Source organism: Acinetobacter sp., assembly GCF_041919735.1.
Classification (GTDB): domain Bacteria; phylum Pseudomonadota; class Gammaproteobacteria; order Pseudomonadales; family Moraxellaceae; genus Acinetobacter.
In genome coordinates this window covers 157713-179320 of record NZ_JAYRTF010000003.1, presented here as the reverse complement: position 1 = coordinate 179320, position 21608 = coordinate 157713, and the positions used below count along the sequence as shown (strand labels likewise).

The window sequence follows — 21608 nt, the reverse complement described above, 5'->3', positions numbered from 1 at the left end:
TGCACATTGCATCTAATTTTTCTAAGCTGCCTACATGGCAGTGAACAGAAACCTTGTCGCTTGATGAGGTTTTTTTTTGTTTCTAAGCTGCCTACATGGCAGTGAACATATGTGGTTTGGCCAATTGGCTAAGCGTACTTTTCTAAGCTGCCTACATGGCAGTGAACAAAAAAGCACCCGAAGGTGCTATAACGAAAAATTTCTAAGCTGCCTACATGGCAGTGAACTTTCTAAAAATGGTTCTTCCGTTACTTCTACTTTTCTAAGCTGCCTACATGGCAGTGAACAAATCATCCAGTTCAGCGCCAGCTTCTTTGATTTTCTAAGCTGCCTACATGGCAGTGAACAGTAATTTTACAGCAAAAAATAAAGTTATAACAGCAAGTTAACCCTTTAAATCTATAAAAGACCAAAGTTTCAACCTACCGCTATAACTTATTGATTTCATTAAGTTGTTAAAGAGTGAAAAAATATTGGGTTAAAATTCGGGTACAGAAGACACCGAACTTAATCCATAAGTGCTAAAAACCTGAGTTTCAGATTTTTCAGCAGGTCGCTTTTCAATAAATAATTTAAAGTAGTTTTTATCCTTTAACTCCAAATGTTGGGCAGAGCTATCACTCAACATTTGAATAAAAGGTAAATCAGTACTTTTAACAAACTTACGATAATGCTCCAAAGCATTATTGTAATCGTAACGCCCCTTTTTTTCTTCCGCTCGGGCTAAACGTTCCGCATTACTCTTTACTTGTTTACGCTTATAAATTACATAACCTGTGACTTTTTCATCTGGTACATTTTTAATCGAACTAATATGTACATAATCAAGATAACGACTGAGCCATTGATCTAAATTGAGCTGTTCTAAAGCCTCTTCAGTTAAAGTAAAAAGTCGCAGTCTCTCGCCGACAAATCCTTTCCCAGTTTTAGAGTCATAGCGATATTGAGGAAATGAAAACCCAATATTCACTTTATTATTTGCATTTTTAATACTTGCTAATGCAAGGTGCAATTGCTTATAAATTTTTGACCATAAAAAGTGAATTGAAATATCATCATCAGGCAGAAATTTAATTTCCAGATAATATTTCATTATTTATCACTCTCGCCAAATACACCACCACGAACCAATACGGCCATTACATAGTGCTGCTGCTCTATTGACGGTACTTTACCTTCATTGACCCAAGCATCAAATAAGCTATAAAAATCTTGTTTTTCTTTAGGTTGGCGGTACGCCTTACCTTCTGAAGTAACAGAGCCGTAAGGTTCAACTGCAATCGGCTTTTCTGCATTTGGATACCATGTATCAATAGTACGCAACGCATTGCCAATCTTTTGTGAATGGATTCCAGCTTCTTTATTTTCAAAGCTATACAACGTTTTACTTTTTGCACCTTTAGTATTGCTGGTATCTAAAATTAATTCTTGAGATGGGTAAACCTCTTGCCCCTCGCCTAAGCGTGCAAAGCCAGTCACTTTAAGTAAAACGTGCTCATCACCATTTAAGCCAGCTTGAATCCAATTTGATAGTTTTTGCAAATCTGCTCGCTGGTCCTGATGAACATCAGCTTCACTTAAACGATTGCTAAGTGCATTAAAATTAAGTGCCTCATTTACTTTACCATCCACAATACGAGCAACAGAAACTGTGACATTTTCTGCACCAATACGATTACGCCACAAGAAACGCCCATTGGCTAAATTCACTGCATAACGGCTTGCCAAATCCATAAATTTATTTTCAGATCCATAGGCCGAAACAACAGCATCCAAACGTTCAGCAAAACCCACATCGTTACATGCAGATGGACGTCCTACATTAGGCAAAACACGCAGCGTAAAGCTGACAGCAACTGTATCTTTGCCTTGAGGCAGTGCTGCAACATCAACCGTTTGAAGATTGGCTTTATTCACAGCTGCATCAATATAGGCAGGATCAATTTCTTTACTATTTTTTGGCCGATTGGAAATCGTACCACGTACAGATTTTTCCTGAATCGTAATAGCAATATTTCCTGTGCCCTTCGCAATATCCCCCCAACTTACTGCAAACATGCGGCCATCTGATGGGTCTAAATGGCGGTTAAATGAAAGTACTGACGCAGTTTTTAATTTGTCGTTTTTAGCCATGATTAAAATTCCTCTTCTTCTATTTCAAATTCAAATGATTGGTTTTCAATTTCGTCGTTGGATGAAAATTGTATTTTCAGTTTTGGTGCAAAAGGCTGTACTAATTCATAGACACCATTTTTCGGCTCTGTGTTGTAGTTCCACAAAATTTCCACAATATTATCAATACGATGCGGACTTTGCCATTCGCCAAGACTTAATAATGTTTCTACAAAAGCGGCGGGATACTGATCGTTACGCAATCCCTTAATCACACCTTGTGGCTGTAACTCAGATAAAGCTGCATAGCCAATGGGAATTGGTACTAGCCAACCTTGTAAATGTTCAGGTCGTTTTCGTACACTCCAAACTGCTTCGATATCCTCAGCACTATTCATTTCACTTTTAGATGTGCTTATAAAGTTTAAACGTTGAATATCAAGCAATGTATCGAGTAAATTAGGTTCAGCGTGTTGAGTTGCCACATAATTTGAATACTGCTGAAGCCAAGTTTGGTGTGCTAATAAAACTTCTTGCCGATGCTGTAGAGCAAAACCAGGCAATACACTGCGGCATAGTTTTTTAGTTTTATTTTCAGCATCATGTAATGACCAATTCACCAGTTTAGGCTTCATCCGTTTATGCGGAAAAACTGATCCCCCTGCTAAACGCATGTTATAAATTAACTGTGAAATCTTACTCAGCAAAGCTTGGCTTTCAGCAGATAAGTCCTCATCATTGGCAGATAGATGCTGATCTAAACCTTCACCGGCTAAACCAATAATCAAACTCACGTCTAAATGTCCTTTCCCCTCTTCAATCATGGCGGGTGTAGAACCATCAGCTTTTAAAGGATGACGAGCCAAATTCAGTTGGTACGGTGAATAACGAAAACTATTGGTTTTGGTAATTTGCGGTGAAAACTGATGTGAAATAATTCCTACACCACAGCATTCAACGTTTTGATAAACACCTATTGCATTGAGTTGACGTTGCAGATTGTGCATAAAACCAGTAAATGCGCTCGGTGCTGGAAAGCCCCATGTTAAATGACTGCTAATAATTGAAGCATTTTCAACATTTAAGCGCATAACATACAATGCCTTAGGATATGAATGAGCCATTATGCAAATTCCTCTTTAAGCAATTGTAATTTATCACGTAAAATAATCGACCATACTCGAACTTCATGGTCATCCAAATCTACGAGTTTCGCTTTTTTCGTTAACAGCTCGTTAAGCCATTTACCGAAATCAGAACCTACCTCAATATGCCAATCTCGCTCACGATAAGCCTCTAGCCATTCTGCCTCTTCCTCAGTCAGTTCGCCTGCATCTTCTTTATCAAAAAGTTCTTCTCGATAACCGCGATCCAGCCAAAAACTTTGCGCAAAACTGAAATCTTTTTTCTGCGTCCATGCGGATGGTGCACTTTGCTGAAGCTCAAAACTCATATCAATAATGCAGTCTGCTAACTGAGCAACCAAATCATCACGCTGATCTCGAAATTCAACATTATTTTCTCGATCTTCTTGACGATACAATGCAATAATCTTATGCAATAATGGTTTTACATCTTTACGATTACTTAAATAGCCGCTAAATACAGATCGCCCCTTCGGCAATTCTACAATTTGACCCTGCCAAGTTGGCGGTATTGAAGGCAATAACCACATTGAACCACGGCGATCACTATTTAATTGCGAAATATTTTGCGGTTTAGAGCCGCCGAAATTCTGTACTAATAAGTTTGGATACTCACGGCTTTCTTTGTCCTGATGCAGCTTTTTAAAGCGCGCTTCACGTAATTGCTTACTTTCATCGCTAAAGCGATCATTAGACATTTGCTGATAAGCACGATGTACTAAAGCACTCGGATAGAGTAAAACCAAAGTGTGATAATCATCTTGCTCTACAGGAAAAAGCACCTGTTTTGATAATCGCCCTGCATTGAGTTCTGTAGGTAACTGGCTAAATGCTAAAAACCGTTGAAAACGTAACGCAGCATCATCTTTTTTTAAGGCTAATGCTTCAATAAAATCAGCATCAGCATTTAATAGCCGATCTAATAAAGTGACATTTTGAAACTTTAAACGCAGTAATTTAAATACATCTAAAACAGCTGCATTACCAATGACATCTGCATCAAGTTTCAAACCTTGAGACCCCACAAAATGGTGGGTAGTTTCAGCGATGTTATAAAACATTGCTGATGCTTTCGAATCAGGATGATGCTGTTTTGGCGTATGGGTTGCCAAACGCAATTGACCAATTCGTAAGCTGGCATCTTCAAGCCATGTTTCAACCTGATATTTTTCTAACTGTTTTTCACGTTCTGCCACATCATCCACTTTAAGTTTTTCCAGCTTCTCATTCAAGCGGCCTTGAATGTATTGCTCAATCAACTCACGAATGTTGGCAGGTTCGGAGTTTTGAACTCCTTCTACATCTTCATCCATTTTTATACTCAATTTTACTTATAACAAAATACGCTTTTTTTTAAAGTCAATTTATTGGTATCATCTACCATAGTTTAACTATCGTAGATGATGTGTGATTCAAATTGGCTAGACTCTTCTAACCAAATGTGTGCCAAACATCATTACCTCCTTACCCTATTGGGTGATGTATGATCCTGCCAGATCGGTAGTTAAACCACTTTACTTAAAAAGCACCTAGTTAGTATTATACAAACTTTAATTAAAACCTATGAATATTACCTTAGATTATTTTTAATAAATCTTCAAGCATAAAAATTCTCACTTTTATGAAGTATTGCCAATCAACAAAGTAAATGTCTAAAATAGATTCCATCACTGCTATATAGGCAGCTTAGAAATAGTTTGTATTTTCAAAATTGTTCACTGCCATATAGGCAGCTTAGAAAGCTTGATTTATCAGGGTTACTCCCTGATAAATCCAAGCCAATCGTGGTAAATCCATTTCCTTTGCTCTGCCAACTCAGGCAAAGTTAAACTTAAATATCTTCCACAATTTTCCATCCAACTATGGTCGTTTGGATTTGTATCCAAATATTTGGCGAGTGCTTGTTCAGGATTTTGATTCGGCCAACAATGAATTTGTGAATTATCAACTAACTCCACTCTGCGCACTAAACTCTCTTTCTTCAACCAATTTCCTGTTTTATCGTTATATTCTTGCAACTCTAAAGGCTGCTCTTCTTCTGCTCTCAAAGCCATAAACTTTTCAGCCTGTGACTGCCTAAATTGACTGAGGCGCTGCAAAATTCCAGTGTAATGAATTGGAGTATTCCAAAAATCATATGTCGGAAACTTTACTCGTGACGCAGACATTGCAAGATCTGCATCTAGTTTTTGACTCATTCCACGGTTTAGCAGAATATGCATCATTCGATCATGTTCTAAATCTGCCAAACGATAATAGCCATCTTTATAATGCTTTCGAATATCATCAGGTAAATTCGGGCGTAATCGAGCTGTTGCATCCAAATTTTTAAGATGATCCAAAGCAATTAATCCATCATCATTTTTCTCATTTGAACTTTTCAAATAATGTTGAGAAACCTTAAAAGTAGAACTTTCAAACCCAGGCTTGGAAAAACAAGTTTTAGCGGCATATTGATAATGCCGAATATTGGATTCCATTAAAAAGATATTGGCTTGATCATATTTTTCAGGACGATGCCGTCTTGCACGTCCTGAAGCCTGAATAATCGAGCGCATAGAGGATGGTTCCAAAATCATCCAGTCATAATCATGATCTCGCCCCACCTCACACACAGGTGAAGCCAATACCAAAATAATATGTTGCTGCTCAGGGTAACGCTGTAGCCAACCTTTTATCATGTCATGTTCATGAGGTTGTTTACCTTGGTTACGATCTAAAATTTCATCCAAATATTTTTCAATATTTGCACGCATTAACAGCGGGAAACGTGAGTGATAAACGCATAAATGAATACGTGTATTAGAGTCAACCTTTTGTTTTAAAATATTTTGAGCAATGGTTGCTAAAGGGTCAATATTGGCAAAACGCACCAGTCCAACACTGTATTGCTTTTTAGAAATAGGATCTGTTAATGCATTCAGTTGATGCGCTTTCAATGTTGTATTTAAAATTTTCTGAGTGAACGCATCCTGCCATTTTTCCTTTGCAGGAATTTCCTGAGGCAACCCAACCCATTCAACAGTACGCCTTTTAGTCATTGGTGCTTGCTGACTTAAATATTCAACACGTTGTTTAGTAAATTTTAAATGCGCTTTTTTAAATGAGGCATCGACTTCTGTTGTACTAATGGCTGGATTACAAGGAATGACTTCATGAAAAATACTGGTTTTATTTTCATCAAACCACGCAGCAATAATCGGCTGATCACTCTCTGTACGGTTTGCATTATAAAACTTACGTCCCGAACTATAGGCCAAATACAAACCATTAATTTCCGCAGGTGTTAATGTTGCAGACGATAATAAAACCCGACTGCCTAACAATCCCGCCCAATACACTAATCGAGCTAAGGCATAATAATCATCAGGAGAAAAATCATCAGGTTCATCAAAAACCAAATCTGATGACATTAAACGCAGCATTGGCGCAATTTGTTTACCGCCTCGCGTACTTTCAGTGGCTGGAATCAAGTGATCAATCGTGCAGCACAAAATTGGACTGTTCAGCATTTTTTTCACTTGGTGATTGCCTTTTAGCCACTTAGCAAACATATGCTGATTATCAAGTATTCCCTCAAAATCTATTTCACAATCATCATAATCCACAAAGCTTTCTTCATTAGACAAGCCTATTAATGATTCAGAACCCATATTTTCAGCTAAAAATTGATTTTGGCTTGGATTTAAATTTTCAATATTTTCTTCTAAAATTTCGGATGAATCTTTTTGGCTATAATGTTCAAAAATCTCCTTGACTGCACCACCACCAACCATAATCGCAAGATCAGTCTCATCTAAATCCAGTTTTTGCCTTAAAGCTTTACCTGTTTGTAAAGTCAGTGCTCTTAATCCCAAAGCAATATTAAAACGAGCACCTTTTTCAGGATCAGCCAATCCATACATAATACGAGTGTTTGCAAGTGTCTTACCTCGCCCCGTCGATGCTAAATTCACACCAAAGAAACCATGATTCGGGTAGTTTTTTTGGATAAATTTTGCTTCTTGATATGCTTTGTCTTGCCATTGGTAATAGGAATTATTGGTTTTTCCTTCCAAGCTCTTTTGCTGCGGCAAATGGTCAAAGAGTGCATCTAAACGTGTCAATGCTCCCATCAACTGTCGTACATTTTGACTCACACCAACCAAATGGTCGTCTAATGGCTGCTTTAACTGACCGAACTTATCGGTATTGGCAAATTTTTTATAATTTAAATCATGCCACTGTGTTGTTGGATCACAACTTGAGTAATAATGATCCGAAAGCATTAATGCCAAACGAGAAATATGGCTGACATAGGGATCATCTAAACTTGGCAAATGAGGCAAAGAAATAAACTGTTTTAACTTTATTGCACAAGCCCGTGCCTCTTTACACCAAGTATAACTATTAAATGGAATATCTTTTTCTTGAATATTCCAGCATTGTTTTATTTCTTTGGTTTTGTTTTTATCATCATCTAAATACGAACGTGGATAACACCATTTAAAATTAAGGTCTTTAAAAACAGTACTAAACTTACTTGCTGAATATGACCTGTCAGCATTAGGGTCTTTATTTAAAATGGTATTTGGAATAGGCAGTCGATGATGAGAAACTATAAGCCATGCTGTTAATTGAGCAATTTGAGGCAATCCCCCAAAAGGTGAAGGCTGATTATGGATATCATCATCTTTAATTAAATGATTTAGCCAATTAAAATCATAATTTTCATGTGAAATTTCTAATAATTTAAAAATCCAATCTGCGTCCTGAGCCCCACAATCCCTAACAAAAGCCTCAAATAAGCGAAGAGAAATCCATTCGTGCCGAAATGGATCAGCAATCGGTTTACTACTCTTTTTAGCATTGGCTAATTTAGCAGCAAAAAAAGGATTAATTTTCCCAAAATCATGGAATAAAGCAGCAATACGACTAATCAATGTGATTAAAGTTGCTGAATGCCAATTGGTATCACTGTAATCAACTTTAAGTGCTTTCTTCGTCCTATTCACAGGGACGATCCCCTCTGAATTAAACTTATTCCGATTCCCTACAATCCACAGCAATTCACTTCTACGCCGTCCACGTATCCAATGGCAACTCACCGCTGTACTTTTGGTCACGGTTTTACGCAGTAACTTTTTCACGGCAATCAAGCCATCTTCCGTGATAACCGTTTGCCAAGTGTTATCACCAATTCGATCCGCAAAAGCATCCAATACACGGCGTGTACGAGGAATGGCTTTCTTTTCACATTGGGAAATAAAGGTCACAATCATTCTTCATCTCCATTTTTAGAAGATAAAGCAGCTAATTTCACCTGATCAAACATCCAATCCAAGCAGCGATGCTCCGTAAATTTCTGCAATAACAACGCTCTAAAGTCCTGCTCCTTCATGCCTTCATTAGCACAGATAAAGGCATAAGGCAGTACCACTGCATCTTTAATTAAATCCGCTACGTCAAAGACCAAAGCGCCACGTCGGGTTTTTCCATGCATCACCGCAAAACCATGTGGAATGCCTAATACCCATAAAGTTGTGGCAGCTAGGCCATAAGCTAAATAATTCCCGTGATTTAAGAAGTCATTCGCCAAATCCCCCTGTTCAGGATTACGGCTAAAATCTTTTAAACCGGTACGTGTTGCTGCAATTTTATAAAGCTGCTTGGTCATTGCCGCTTCAGCCAATAACACATCACCCACTTTGGCTAAATACGGAATTTTCTTTTCAAAACCTGTCAAAGCCTGTGTAATATCAACATCATCCAGATAAAAACCTTCAGCTTTTAAGTCACGGTCTTTGTCCCAAACTTTTCTGATAAATTCAATCCGAGCCAACTGAAACTGCTTGGCAACTTCTAAACGTTTTGCATCATCAAACCAGAACCGCATCCAGCCTTGCATATATTCCGTTGGGCGATATTCACTTTGCGGCGTCATCCATTCAATTTCACAGCCCATAAATAACGGTGTACCGCCACCACCGGTAAAACCAACCAATACTCCTGCACTTGCCAGCATCCGCATGGCAGCTTGGGTAATCGATGTGCCTGTACCCAATAAAATGACAGTGGTATTGGCAATTGGAATATTCCAGTACTGATTTTCATTTTTGGCTTCGGTCAGATATAAAACTCGGCCATCTTTTTGCATCACACGGGCATGCTCAAGGTAATACAGGTTTGCCCGTTTTGAATGAAGAATTGCTTTTAAATCTGAGGGATTAAGTTGTTCCATTTTTTATTAATATAAAGTATTTAGTTGAACTAATTATATGAAAATCAAATTCTTATTCAATGCGACCAATATCTATAAGCGTCAGATCATGACGCTTATAGATATTAAAAATTTGCCACGAGGTTCATTGGATGTACATTCAAAGCCGCTGAATACCGCAATCCTGATTTTGTCTTTCTTTAAACGGACAAATACAATTTTGGACAATAAAAAATCGTTAAGCAGCATACTATTTGACATTGTTAAATCGCAGCACACACAGCAAGATCAAGAACGAGCCATTAAACAACATACTTATTAAATATCAATAACTTAAAATCAAAAAGAATCAATGGATACTGCTTAACCATAAAAATATCAATCGACTGCTAGAAAATCCAAACTTCTTCACCTCTTTTTTCTGCAAATTAAAAAAGCCCTCATCTTGCGATCAGGGCTTTTTATTTTCAGTTTTAACCTTGAAATCACATCAACATTAAACTGTTCTGCCACCATCGACTGGAAATTCAACTCCGGTAATAAATGCCGCCTGATCAGAAACTAAATATAACGCAGCATTGGCAACATCTTCGGTTTCCACAAAACGCCCCATTGGAATCGATGCAATAAATTTCACTCGATTTTCAGGGGTATCCGGCACGCCCATCGCGGACTCTAAAATACCTGTTGCGCCCAACGTTGGACAAATGGCATTGACGCGAATATTCCACGGTGCAAGCTCAACTGCCATCGACTTGGATAACATATTCACCGCGCCTTTAGAGCCGTTGTACCACATCAACCCGGGACGAGGACGAATACCTGCAACAGATCCAATGTTGAGAATGACCCCACTCTTTTGCTCACGCATCATCGGAATCACCGCATGGGAAAAATTGAAAATCGACTTAACATTAACCCGAAACACTTGATCAAAGGACGCTTCATCGACCTCTAACATCGGCATATTTTTATGGGTAACTCCGGCATTATTGACCAAAATATTAACCGTCCCAAGTTGGTCACGGACTTGGGCCACCGCATTTTGCACTGCATCAAAATCACCTACATCAACCTGAACAGCAATGGCTTTGCCACCAATTTCATTGGCAACGCGTTCTGCCGCTTGTAAATTCAGATCCAAGATTGCAACGGTTGCACCTTGTTGAGCAAATTGTTTTGCAATCGCTTCACCAAAGCCCGAACCTGCACCTGTAATAATGGCAACTTTATCCTTAAGATTTAACATACTTCTTCCTTACGATTAAAACCCAAACACTAAACCTCTTGCTGAAGTTCATTTTTGATCAATCATTAATTCATAAAGAAAGTACCTCCTTTTAAAGGATGAGCGTAGTTACGCGCAAGAGGGAGAGGATTTATATGAAAAATTCTCCTCCCCCCAAACCTTCTCACTGAGCCATATAGGGCACAAGAGAAGGTACTTTCAATATTAATCTGCCTATCAATTCATGATCATTTTCTGACTTTTACAAGAGATCCATTCATTGTTAAATTAAAATACTTTTACCAATCAAGGCATGACCACGACAGCACTTGATTTAATGTACAGGCGCTTTTTCCAAATCCGCTTGCTTCGCCCCCAATTCCGAACGTACCACTTGCTGTTCAAAACCTGCCCGATCTATTGCCGCGCGTTCACTACGATCCATCAAAGAAACTGCACAACTAACGATAAAGGCCAAAGGCATGGAAAATAATGCAGGATTGTCATAAGGGAAAATCGCTTGCGCATAGCCCAACACGCCGACCCACACCGTTGGCGACAAAATCACTAAAACAATCGCTGAAATAATGCCGGTGAAACCACCCCAAAGCGCACCCTTGGTGGTGAGGTCTTTCCAATACATCGCTAAAAACAGCACAGGGAAATTTGCCGATGCCGCGATTCCAAAAGTCAGCCCCATCAAGAAGGTAATATTCATTTTTTCAAATAAAATACCGCAAGCAATCGCAATGAGTCCGAGTGCAATTACTGCCATTCTGGACACTGCCATTTCTTGTTTTTCAGTCGCTTGACCTTTTTTAATGACTTTTTGGAATAAGTCATGCGAAATTGCAGATGCGCCCGCCAAGGTCAAACCTGCAACCACAGCAAGAATCGTGGCAAATGCAACCGCTGAAAGAAAGCCTAACAACAGATTGCCGCCTAATGCGCCTGCAAGATGGATCGCCACCATATTGGAGCCACCAATCAATTCACCACCGAGTTTGCCATCAACATAAAAACTAGGATTGGTGCCGATAATTGAAATTGCGGCATAACCGAGCAGACAAACTAAAATAAAGAAATAACCGATATAACCTGAAGCATAAAAGACTGATTTACGCGCAGCTTGTGCATCCGCTACGGTAAAGAAACGCATTAAAATATGCGGTAAGCCTGCTAAGCCAAAAATCAAACCCAATGAAGTCGATAAGGCATTAATTGGATTGGACAGCATCGAACCCGGTTCTAACACTTTTTGTCCTAATTGATGGTTTTTGACTGCCGCTGCGGCTAAATTATCAAGGCTAAAACCAAAGTATCTTAAGCATAAGAATGCCAGTACTGTGCCACCGAAGAGCAATAAAATCGCTTTGACAATTTGAATCCATGTCGTTGCCAACATGCCGCCAAACATGACATAGACCAACATCAAACAGCCGACCAAAACTACAGCAACGGTATAATCAATACCAAATAGCAGTTTGATGAGCTGCCCTGCACCCACCATTTGTAATAACAGATAACAACACACCACAATCAGCGAACCACAGGTGGCCAAAATACGTGTCTTATCCGGGTCTAAGCGATACGACACAATATCGGCAAAGGTGTATTTGCCCAAATTGCGTAAACGTTCAGCCATTAAAAAAGTTAAAATCGGCCAGCAGACAAAAAAGCCTGTGACATAAATAAAGCCATCATAACCTTTAAAAAACACCATACTGGATGCACCCAATAAAGTGGATGCTGACATATAGTCTCCCGCAATCGCTAAGCCATTTTGCCGCGCTGAAATTGAACCGCCCGCAGTATAAAAATCTTCTTTGGAATGGGTTTTTCGGGCTGCCCGCCAAGTGATGATCAAAGTAATCAAAACCACAGTGGCAAACATGCCTATTGCAGTCCAGTTTAGACTTTGTGAACTTGCAGCCTGTGCATGGCCGCTGGAGGCAATCAATAAAGTCAGGAGGAATAATTTATTCATATTGATACTCCTGCTTTAATTTTGCTTTGATGCGGTCAAAATATTGATTGGTAATGTAAATATAAATTCCTGTAATCAGCCAGCTTAGGATAATCACCAAAGCTGCAATGGGCATGCCAATCGGCATCACACGGTCACCCAAAGTTTGTGCCAAAATTTGCGGAGAAAAGCTGGCAATTCCAATAAAGATAAAATACATCAGTAACACACTGAAACTTAAGCACATGGCAAAGCGATTACGGGCTTTGACCATATTTTTAAATTGCGTATTTTGAATAATCGCGACTTCTATATTTTCATTATTTTGCATATCAAAAATCCTTTTTTTGATGGCTTTTTAATTACCTATACGGCACTGAGTTGCTGAAAATAGTGCTGATATTGTTCTCTAAGTTGCTTTTTACTGATTTTCCCTGTGGGGGTATGCGGAATGTCTTTCACCACAACCGTAGCTGAAGGCAGTGCCCATTTATGTAAAAGCGTGGATAAATACGAAAGCATTTCTTCATGGCTAATGCTTTGATTGTCCTTGGACACCAAAACCAATAGAGGACGTTCGCCCCATTTTTCATGTTCAACGGCAATCACGGCAGCTTCATGCACTTTGTGATAACCCATCGCCGCATTTTCAACTTCAACGCTGCTGATCCATTCACCGCCTGACTTAATCATGTCTTTGGCACGGTCGGTAATATGCATATAACCTTGCGCATCGATGGTTGCGATATCGCCGGTATCAAACCATTGTTGATTCGCTTGCTGTTGTTTCTGTTCTTCTGAGGCATTCAGATACTGTTGAACCACTGTATGTCCACGGATTTCCAGAACGCCCTCTTGTATCCCATCAAAAGGCAGTTCGGTACCATCCAAATCCTTTAAGCGCATTTGCATGCCAAAAATTGGACGGCCACATTTCACTACTTGCTGATCAAAATTTTCCGAAATCAGCGCTGTACGGTTAATTGCACCTAAAGAGCTGGTCTCAGTCATGCCCCAACCATTTTCCAGTTGAATGCCTAAATCTTGCATACTTTTGATCAGCGCTAGTGGCGCAGATGAACCGCCTGAAATGGCACGTTTTAACTTCAGTTGAATCTGCGGGTGTTGCAGTAAATGATTTTTAATTGATGTCCAGACCGTTGGCACGGCCATAGAAATATCGACCTGTTCTTGTTGCATCAACTGCACCATTTTGTCTGTCTGCCCTGCAAACTGGTTGGGCCATACCAACTTGGCACCACATAAAACTGCATTGAATGGCATATCCCATGCACTGATATGGTAAAGCGGCACCATCGGCATCATCACACTCCCCGAATGCAGCCCAACCACTTCCACCATACTCATGGTCATTGCATGCAATACGGTACTGCGGTGTGAATACAACACGCCTTTGGGTTGTCCTGTCGTCCCCGAGGTGTAACACAAACCGCTCGCCTGCGTTTCATCAATGTCTGGCCATGGATAACTTTCTGCTTGGGTCTGAATTAAAGCTTCATAAAACTGAAAAGGAAAACTTGCTGTTAAGTTCGGGTCAATATCCCCCAGCACAATCACCTGCTTTAAAAATGGTTTAAAACTCGGATATAAACGTTCTAATAGGGCTAAATTTTCCGGTTCAACCAAAAGTACTTCGTCTTGTGCATCACCAATAATTTGTTGAATTTGCTCATCCAAAAGCTTGGGATTAATGGTGTGATAAATACGCCCTGAACATGGAATGGCATAATGCAGTTCCATATGCTGATGAGTATTCCACGCCAAAGTACCGACTTTGGCCTGTTGAGAAATGTTGAGTTGATCTAAGGCATAGGCAAATTGCGCCACACGTTTAAACGCATCTTTATAGCGATAACGATGCACTGTCGTCCCATCAGATTTTAAAGAGACAATTTCTTGTTCCGCATGCACCGTCATTGCATGACGCATGATTGAGATAATGTTTAAATTGCAATGCATCATCAGTCCATTCATGATTCTTATATCCTTACACAATTTCCCAATTGAGTTCAGATAGACTATTGCAATGATGATGCCAACTTTTTATTTATTATTTTTCAATTAGTTATGATTTATAAAAAATTCCAAAACTGAAACCATTTTCAATAATGAAATATCGCCGATTTTAATTTTTCAATAACTTCATTTTGCGCCACAAAGTGGTCCGGCTGATATTCAGATTTTGCGCCACAATGTCCAGATTGCCATCGGCAGCATCAATTGCCTGTTCAATCATTTGCAATTCCTGATTAATTTTGACTGCTTTTAAGGGCTGATGCTGTTCCTGCTGATCAGGCTTTTGAAAAATCTCAGGAATATGCCGCTCAATCGAATGCGGTGACAACATGCTTTGATCTAAACGGCTCATCACCGCCAAACGCTCAATAATATTTTCCAGCTCACGAATATTGCCCGGCCAATGATATTTTTGTAAGGCTTTCAGCAGATGATCAGGCAACTGCTCTATCTTTAGATCATGCTTATTTAAAAAATGCGACACCAATTCCAGAATATCAACACGGCGCTGTCTAAGCGCAGGCACAAAGACCCGTAAAATATTCAGACGATAATACAGGTCTGCACGAAACTCGCCTTTTTTCACTTTGTCTTCAAGGTCACAATGCGTAGCGGCCAAAACGCGAATATTGACCTGATGACTGATAACCGAGCCTAAGCGATTGATTTGGCGTTCCTGCAACACCCGTAAAAATCGGGTTTGTAAATGCAAGGGCATATCGCCAATTTCATCTAAAAACAGCGTGCCATTATGCGCCGCCTCAATCAGGCCAACCTTGCCATTTTTCTTTGCACCGGTAAAAGCGCCTTCTTCATAACCAAAAAGTTCGCTTTCCAAAATGCTTTCAGGAAATGACGCACAGTTAATAGCGACAAACGGCGCTTTGGCTCTGACGCTGTATTGATGAATACTTTGCGCCAGTAATTCCTTACCGGTGCCGCTTTCCCCTGTGATTAAAATCGTGGCTTCACTTTGCGCATATTGCTGCGCCAATTCAATGCTTTGTAAAAATTGTGGGTCTTTGCTAACGAGATCTGAAAAACGATAGCGAGTATTGAATTTTCGGCTGGAAACTTTACGAAACTCACTGCTCGATTTTTCAAAACTCTCCAAATCCTGCGCACTGAGAATAAATCCATCGATGTGTTCATTTTTTAATAATGATAAATGTACGGCTAATTTTTTTGCCCCTACGGTAAGAATCTGATGACTATTGTCCAGATTCAAATCTAGATGCTGAAAAATCGTATGCACCGATTGATTTAAAACCGATGTCGCATTAATGCCCAATAAAGCCGTCATGGATTGATTGATAAAGCGGATATTACCGGTATCTGAAATAAAGCAAATTCCATCGGTCAAATGGTTAAAAATTTCTGTCAGTCGCTGCGTATGCTGTTTTTCTTCAAGAATTTTCTCTAAGCGTTGTAGCGCACTATAAAGATGATCCTGTAAAGAGTTGCTGCTGATTGCCAACTGTGCCGCCATGTTGAGACTCAGCGCCATTTCCACAGCCACCGGCGAACCAATCACCGCGTCAAAATCTTGCTGCTGCGCCAACTCGACAGATTTTTTGGCAGCCAAATAAGAATCATAGCTAAACTGCTGAATTTTTAGGGCAAAAACATCGGAATATTGGGTTAAATTGACACTTGAAGCGCTACCCAATAAGGCAATTTTTTGATACTGCTTGAGATTGGAAATGGCTTGAATGACATCGAAAGCCCCTGTACGAATCGGATGCACTTCGATCGGCAATTTCTTCTGCAAATAATGTGCGGTTGCACCTGTACAGAGTAAAATTTCACTGCCATTTTCCACCAATTTTTGCGTAACATCCAACACATCCGAAATATGACATTCGACAAAACCAATTTTATCGGTAGGTATTTTTTCCAGCGTCTGTTCCGCCAATGCTCGAAAGCCATTAACAGATGGCGTTTTAATATAACTCACCAAAATATTAATCGGCTTTTGATTCAGCATCTTTCAATCTTCCTATGCTTTGCTATGAAATAGGTGAACAGCTATGCCCACAATCAACTTTTATTTCTACGCCAGTCATTCCTCGACCTGCTTCTGATGCTAACAATAATAGCGCACCATTTAAATCGGAAAATTCAACAAATCGACGCATCGGGATACGTTTTAAAATGGCTTGTCCTGCTTCACTGGTCAAATAATCTTCATTAATTTCAGTCACCATATAGCCCGGTGCAATCGCATTAACACGGATATTAAAGCGCGCCAATTCCACTGCCATTGCTTCTGTTAAATGTTTCAAGCCCGCTTTGGATGCGCAATAAGGCGAAACACCTAAATTAATGGTTTCAGACAGGATGGAGGTAATGTTAATCACAGCACCGGCCACTTTCTGCTTCACCATATGCGACACCACTTCCTGTGCACACATCCACGGCGCTTTGAGATTGGTACCGACAATTGCATCCCAATCCTGATCGCTATAGTCTAAAAAGCGTTTGGAATCGCCCACGCCTGCATTATTAATCAAAACATTTACAGCGACTTGTTTTTGCTCTAAATCTTGCAGCATGGCTTGAACAGCAGCACGGTCATTAATATCAAATGTATAGGAATGTACTTTAATGCCATAATCCTGTTCCAACTGGCTTTGCAGCTGTTTTAAACGCTCCTCACGGCGGGCGCAAATAATAATATTCGCGCCTTGCTGTGCATAAAACGCCGCAATATGCTGCCCCAATCCACTTGAAGCACCGGTCACCAGAATATTTTTTCCTTTTAAATCGAACATTTTTTTATTTCATCCTGTCTTATTGCATGCTGAACGCGATGTTTTAAATTTTTTTATTTAATAGTTTTTTCGAAATACTCATACGGTGCACTTCATTGGCGCCATCATAAATACGGAAACCGCGCGCATCTTTAAAGATTTTGCACACTAGATTTTCATCGGTGATCGCCTGTCCACCGAGAATCTGCAAACTGCGATCAATGACCTTCCAGATATTTTCAGAACTGATCACTTTAACCAAACTCGATTCATAGTTGGCTTTATCGTTTAGGTCTAAAACTTGCGCACAATAATGTACCGACAAACGTGTGGTTAGCAGATCCATTTCATTGTCAGCCAGCATAAAGCCCACGCCTTGATGATCTCCCAAACGCTGACCAAAAGATTCACGTTCACGTGCATATTGCGTTGCAATATCGTGCGCACGGCGCGCTTGCCCTAACCAACGCATACAGTGGGTTAAACGTGCCGGCGCTAAACGCACTTGTGCATATTTAAAACCTTTACCAATTTCACCCAAGACGTTTTCTTTCGGGATGCGTAAATTTTCAAAACGCAAAATACCGTGCCCACCTGCAAAACAGGAATCCATGGCATTCATATTTTTTTCTAAAATAAAGCCGTCTACATTGGTATCGGTCAAAAACATTGAGGCAGAACCATCTTCCATTTTCGCCATAATAATCGCCACGGAAGCGCCATCTGCCCCTGTAATCAACCATTTACGTCCATTAATGACATAGTCATCACCATCTAATGTCGCTGTCGTCAATAACATAGAGGGGTCAGAACCTGCGCCCGGTGCAGGTTCAGTCATAGCAAAACATGAACGAATTTTGCCTTCCACCATCGGTTTGAGCCAACGTTGTTTCTGCGCTTCACTCGCCACGATATCCATCAAATGAATATTGCCTTCATCCGGTGCATGAATATTCATCGCAATCGGACCCAATGGAGAATATCCTGCCTCTTCAAAAGCTACCGCTTTTTGTAAATGTGTCCATGCTTGACCGCCCATTTCCACACTGGCATGTGGCGTCAGCAAACCATGTTCACGCGCTTTTTCTACCAATTCAGCACGCAATTCAGCACTCGGACCATGACTGTCCTGACGCGGGTCTTGCTCATAAGGCACAACTACATCGTTAATAAAATTACGAACTTTTTGCTGTAATTCAATTAAATCCTGACTCAGCGTTTTCATGCGACTTCCCCTTTAAATCCATTACTATTCATATAAATGTTGTAGACATGCTCTACAGCATTTTCAGATTCATTCACTTTTAAGATGTTATGAGCGGTAAAATTTTGCAGTAAAATGCGACTTTCCACGATCTGCTGATCTTGCAGATAAACATCAATAATATTCAGACACGCATAGTTTTGTTCTTGCGCTTGCACATCGTGATTGTGCAGACCTTGCACCCAATTCAATACGATTCGATTCACCGCATCATGCGCTGAAACTAAAATATGCTGCTTGCTCTGCTGAGGCTTAGACTGACTCTGTTGCATCAGCATCTGCTGAAACCACCCGATGACCCGCGCTTCAAAATCCGCCCAAGATTCACCCTGCAAAAAGTCATTCAAAGCAAATTTTTTCGGGTAATAGGCTTTTTTAATCAGCACTTCTGCCTGATCTACAGGAATGTCTTTGAGCCTCCCTGATTTAATCTCACGAATCGCATCATAAGAATCAATGTCTTTATGCGCCTGTTGCCTTGCCAAAATTTCTGCGGTTTGAATTGAACGCGGCATAGTGGAAGAAAAAATTTGATCCATCTGAATTGCTTGCAAATGTGTCGCAAGCAATTCAATTTGCTGTTCCCCCTGCGCAGATAAAGGCGCATATTTGGGATTGATCGGTTTTTGATCCGCATCAAAATAGTCCACATGACCATGCCGAACCAAATAAAGGCGTATCGATTGCATACTTAACCCGCCTTGATCATATTTAAGTCAAGCTGATTCAACTGTTGCAAAAGTTCCAACGCTTGTAAATCCGATTGTTTCGCCATTTCAACACACAATTGTTCTGTGCCTTGTTCAGGATCATGCACAGGAAAATGAAAATAATTTTGGAAAATTTCCAACCGTTGCTGTTCATTCTGGGCAGCGACTTCAATATAGTTTTTCAACAATTGAAAACTGCGTTGCAACATCAATAAGTGATATTTCGACTCAGGATGCTTAACCTGCAACTCATGTTTTAAAGTGGCTTGGCTGGCATCAATGAGCTGTAAAATTTGAGCTTGATTCATTCTTTATCCCCTATGATATCGAGAATATTTTTTTCTAATTGCGGTACGAGAAATGCGGTCAGCGCCAGTTCCAAAGACGGCTGGGTATTGTCTAAATTTCGGTTAGCTTGTTGCAATGCAATAATCGCCCAACGCACATGGGCCAACACATGCCAAAACTTCAGCTCAAACTCAGGAATAAAAATATCTGCACGTTCAGCATAAGCTTGCATAAAATCTTTGTATGCACCGATGCCGCCCGCCACTTGAGCGTTCTGACCAAAACGCCAGCATTTTGCCGTGAACCAGCCAATATCCTCTCGGCGATCCCCCCAATGGGCAAATTCCCAATCTAAAATGCCAGAGACGTGATCATGGTCAATCATGATATTGCCTGTACGATAATCCCCATGTACCAAAACCAAATCATCAATCACAGGCTGATGCTGCTTCATCCAAGAGATAGCGAATTCTAAAATTGGGCGATGGCTATTGAGCTTATGTAATTGCGATTGCAAGAGTGCAATCGACTGATTTAAATAGTCATCTTTGGCAGGCTTGGGAATAATTTTTTCAATTGCAGCATCAGATGAAATCGCATGCAGATCTGCCAGTCGTAGCCCAATATCTTTTAAAATCGCCACTTGCTGTTCAGGCTGATTCAAACGGACCAATTTATGTCCTTCTGCAATGCCTGAAATTTTCTGCATCACAAAAAAATCACTATTTAAAATATTGTCTTTGGCTTCAAATAATAATGGTTCAGGCACACGTACATTTAATTCATATAAACGCTGTAACAGGTCATATTCTTGTTTACGGTCTGAACTTGCATCGACACTGGTTTCTGCATTTTTTCTGAGTACAATTTCATAATCACTATGATCACGTTGACCCTGAATTGCCCAGTTTTCCTGAATCGCCCCGCCACTGAGTTTCTTAATGGTCATCGGTGAGTCTGTTGTAAAATCCAGTCGTTGCAATAACAGCGTTTGTAAGCCTTGAAGCTGAATGCCATCCATAACATATCTCCTTTTCTACACTGTATTAAGCAAGGAGCATGCCACTTAAAATTTATTTAATTTTCAACATCTTATATTTTTAAAATCTTTTCAATTTTGAAATTTAATTTCAATTATGAAAACAACTTCATGGAGGTTAATCTCAACTGGATCATGCGCTTTATCATTTCACTTTATAAAAAATGAATTGAGCTATTTTATGATTGAAGCATTTTACAAATGCCTTCGATTATATTCTGATCGTTTTGCTGTATAAGAATAAAATAGCGCTCTAAAAAGACTGCACCAAAAACCTACCGTACAGCCAATTGACCTTATTGCAACCAAACTTTGATCAATCATGGAAATATTACAATTTAGTTTGATGCTAAAACTCAGCGGTATACAAAATCAAATTAGACCTTGCATCTGCATAATATTTTTCAAATCATTGCTCAAAAGTCAGATCTATTTGAGATAGGAAAAGATTCTTGAAGTTTTAAATCGAGAAATTTTGCATTCACTCAAGCAATGAATTCCTGCTCAGTATCGTGAACTGCACTGAAGCGCAAACCATTATACCGTACAGCGATACGCTATGATTTACCACGTTGAAGCGGTTTTGGTACATTATTAAACTTTCATTATTTGGGGCCGAAAACGGGCGCCATTCCATTCTTAGACCTATGCAGCAATCCCCAAATAGCATACAAAAGCTCAATAAAAAGTAATGTGCAATACAAATTCAGAGTATTTTGACGGCTCAAAGCTGAACCATTTGACATAAAAAAGGCGAAATTTTTAAAATTTCGCCCTCAATTTATTGATTAATATCAATCAGAATTTTGGTAGGTTTAACCAGATTCGAACTGGTGACCTCTACGATGTCAAGGTTGATAACATACA

Annotated in this window: 16 protein-coding genes and 1 CRISPR repeat array (1 of these 17 only partly in view); all 16 genes read right to left on the bottom strand. The window is 39.7% G+C overall.

The features are described from left to right. A CRISPR array of direct repeats spans positions 1 to 347; the repeat unit is 28 nt; unit sequence TTTCTAAGCTGCCTACATGGCAGTGAAC; it reaches 5865 nt to the left of the window's first position. A gap of 131 nt (positions 348 to 478) precedes the next feature. After that, positions 479 to 1093, bottom strand: a complete 615-nt coding sequence (gene cas6f / locus ACE3T3_RS03185) for a type I-F CRISPR-associated endoribonuclease Cas6/Csy4 (RefSeq protein WP_374663975.1) — start codon at positions 1091 to 1093, stop codon at positions 479 to 481. After that, positions 1093 to 2133, bottom strand: coding sequence for a type I-F CRISPR-associated protein Csy3 (csy3, locus tag ACE3T3_RS03180; RefSeq protein ID WP_374663973.1), 1041 nt, complete (start codon positions 2131 to 2133; stop codon positions 1093 to 1095). The genes cas6f and csy3 overlap by 1 nt, the downstream gene beginning before the upstream one ends. A 2-nt stretch (positions 2134 to 2135) precedes the next feature. Further along, positions 2136 to 3236 carry a type I-F CRISPR-associated protein Csy2 gene (gene csy2 / locus ACE3T3_RS03175; RefSeq protein WP_374663971.1) on the bottom strand — a complete coding sequence of 367 codons (1101 nt, stop codon included), beginning with the start codon at positions 3234 to 3236 and terminating at the stop codon, positions 2136 to 2138. Then, positions 3236 to 4570, bottom strand: a complete 1335-nt coding sequence (gene csy1, locus ACE3T3_RS03170; RefSeq protein ID WP_374663969.1) for a type I-F CRISPR-associated protein Csy1 — start codon at positions 4568 to 4570, stop codon at positions 3236 to 3238. The genes csy2 and csy1 overlap by 1 nt, the downstream gene beginning before the upstream one ends. A 444-nt stretch (positions 4571 to 5014) precedes the next feature. After that, positions 5015 to 8518 (bottom strand): type I-F CRISPR-associated helicase Cas3f, encoded by a 3504-nt coding sequence (gene cas3f / locus ACE3T3_RS03165; protein WP_374663967.1) that lies wholly within the window; start codon positions 8516 to 8518, stop codon positions 5015 to 5017. Then, positions 8515 to 9477 (bottom strand): type I-F CRISPR-associated endonuclease Cas1f, encoded by a 963-nt coding sequence (gene cas1f / locus ACE3T3_RS03160; protein WP_374663965.1) that lies wholly within the window; start codon positions 9475 to 9477, stop codon positions 8515 to 8517. The genes cas3f and cas1f overlap by 4 nt, the downstream gene beginning before the upstream one ends. Positions 9478 to 9952: 475 nt before the next feature. Beyond that, on the bottom strand, positions 9953 to 10705 hold the full coding sequence (locus ACE3T3_RS03155) for a glucose 1-dehydrogenase (RefSeq protein WP_374663963.1): 753 nt from the start codon (positions 10703 to 10705) through the stop codon (positions 9953 to 9955). Positions 10706 to 11018: 313 nt separating this feature from the next. Continuing rightward, complete coding sequence (gene actP / locus ACE3T3_RS03150) at positions 11019 to 12671, bottom strand: cation/acetate symporter ActP (RefSeq protein WP_374663961.1); 1653 nt, start codon at positions 12669 to 12671, stop codon at positions 11019 to 11021. Further along, positions 12664 to 12981: a DUF485 domain-containing protein gene (locus tag ACE3T3_RS03145; RefSeq protein WP_374663959.1), complete on the bottom strand. Its 318-nt coding sequence runs from the start codon at positions 12979 to 12981 to the stop codon at positions 12664 to 12666. The genes actP and ACE3T3_RS03145 overlap by 8 nt, the downstream gene beginning before the upstream one ends. Before the next feature lie 35 nt (positions 12982 to 13016). Then, positions 13017 to 14648 carry a long-chain-fatty-acid--CoA ligase gene (locus ACE3T3_RS03140; protein ID WP_374663991.1) on the bottom strand — a complete coding sequence of 544 codons (1632 nt, stop codon included), beginning with the start codon at positions 14646 to 14648 and terminating at the stop codon, positions 13017 to 13019. A gap of 148 nt (positions 14649 to 14796) precedes the next feature. Continuing rightward, on the bottom strand, positions 14797 to 16674 hold the full coding sequence (locus ACE3T3_RS03135) for a sigma 54-interacting transcriptional regulator (RefSeq protein ID WP_374663957.1): 1878 nt from the start codon (positions 16672 to 16674) through the stop codon (positions 14797 to 14799). A gap of 22 nt (positions 16675 to 16696) precedes the next feature. Beyond that, the gene (locus tag ACE3T3_RS03130; RefSeq protein WP_374663955.1) at positions 16697 to 17461 is read right to left on the bottom strand and encodes an SDR family NAD(P)-dependent oxidoreductase; all 765 of its coding nucleotides are present in this window, start codon (positions 17459 to 17461) and stop codon (positions 16697 to 16699) included. 43 nt (positions 17462 to 17504) lie between these two features. Beyond that, positions 17505 to 18665 carry an acyl-CoA dehydrogenase family protein gene (locus ACE3T3_RS03125; protein ID WP_374663953.1) on the bottom strand — a complete coding sequence of 387 codons (1161 nt, stop codon included), beginning with the start codon at positions 18663 to 18665 and terminating at the stop codon, positions 17505 to 17507. Then, a complete protein-coding gene (locus ACE3T3_RS03120; RefSeq protein WP_374663951.1) occupies positions 18662 to 19393 on the bottom strand; it encodes a histidine phosphatase family protein in 732 nt (243 codons plus the stop codon). The genes ACE3T3_RS03125 and ACE3T3_RS03120 overlap by 4 nt, the downstream gene beginning before the upstream one ends. A 2-nt stretch (positions 19394 to 19395) precedes the next feature. After that, the gene (locus tag ACE3T3_RS03115) at positions 19396 to 19722 is read right to left on the bottom strand and encodes a hypothetical protein (RefSeq protein ID WP_374663949.1); all 327 of its coding nucleotides are present in this window, start codon (positions 19720 to 19722) and stop codon (positions 19396 to 19398) included. After that, positions 19719 to 20723, bottom strand: coding sequence for a phosphotransferase family protein (locus tag ACE3T3_RS03110; RefSeq protein WP_374663948.1), 1005 nt, complete (start codon positions 20721 to 20723; stop codon positions 19719 to 19721). The genes ACE3T3_RS03115 and ACE3T3_RS03110 overlap by 4 nt, the downstream gene beginning before the upstream one ends. Positions 20724 to 21608 lie beyond the last annotated feature (885 nt).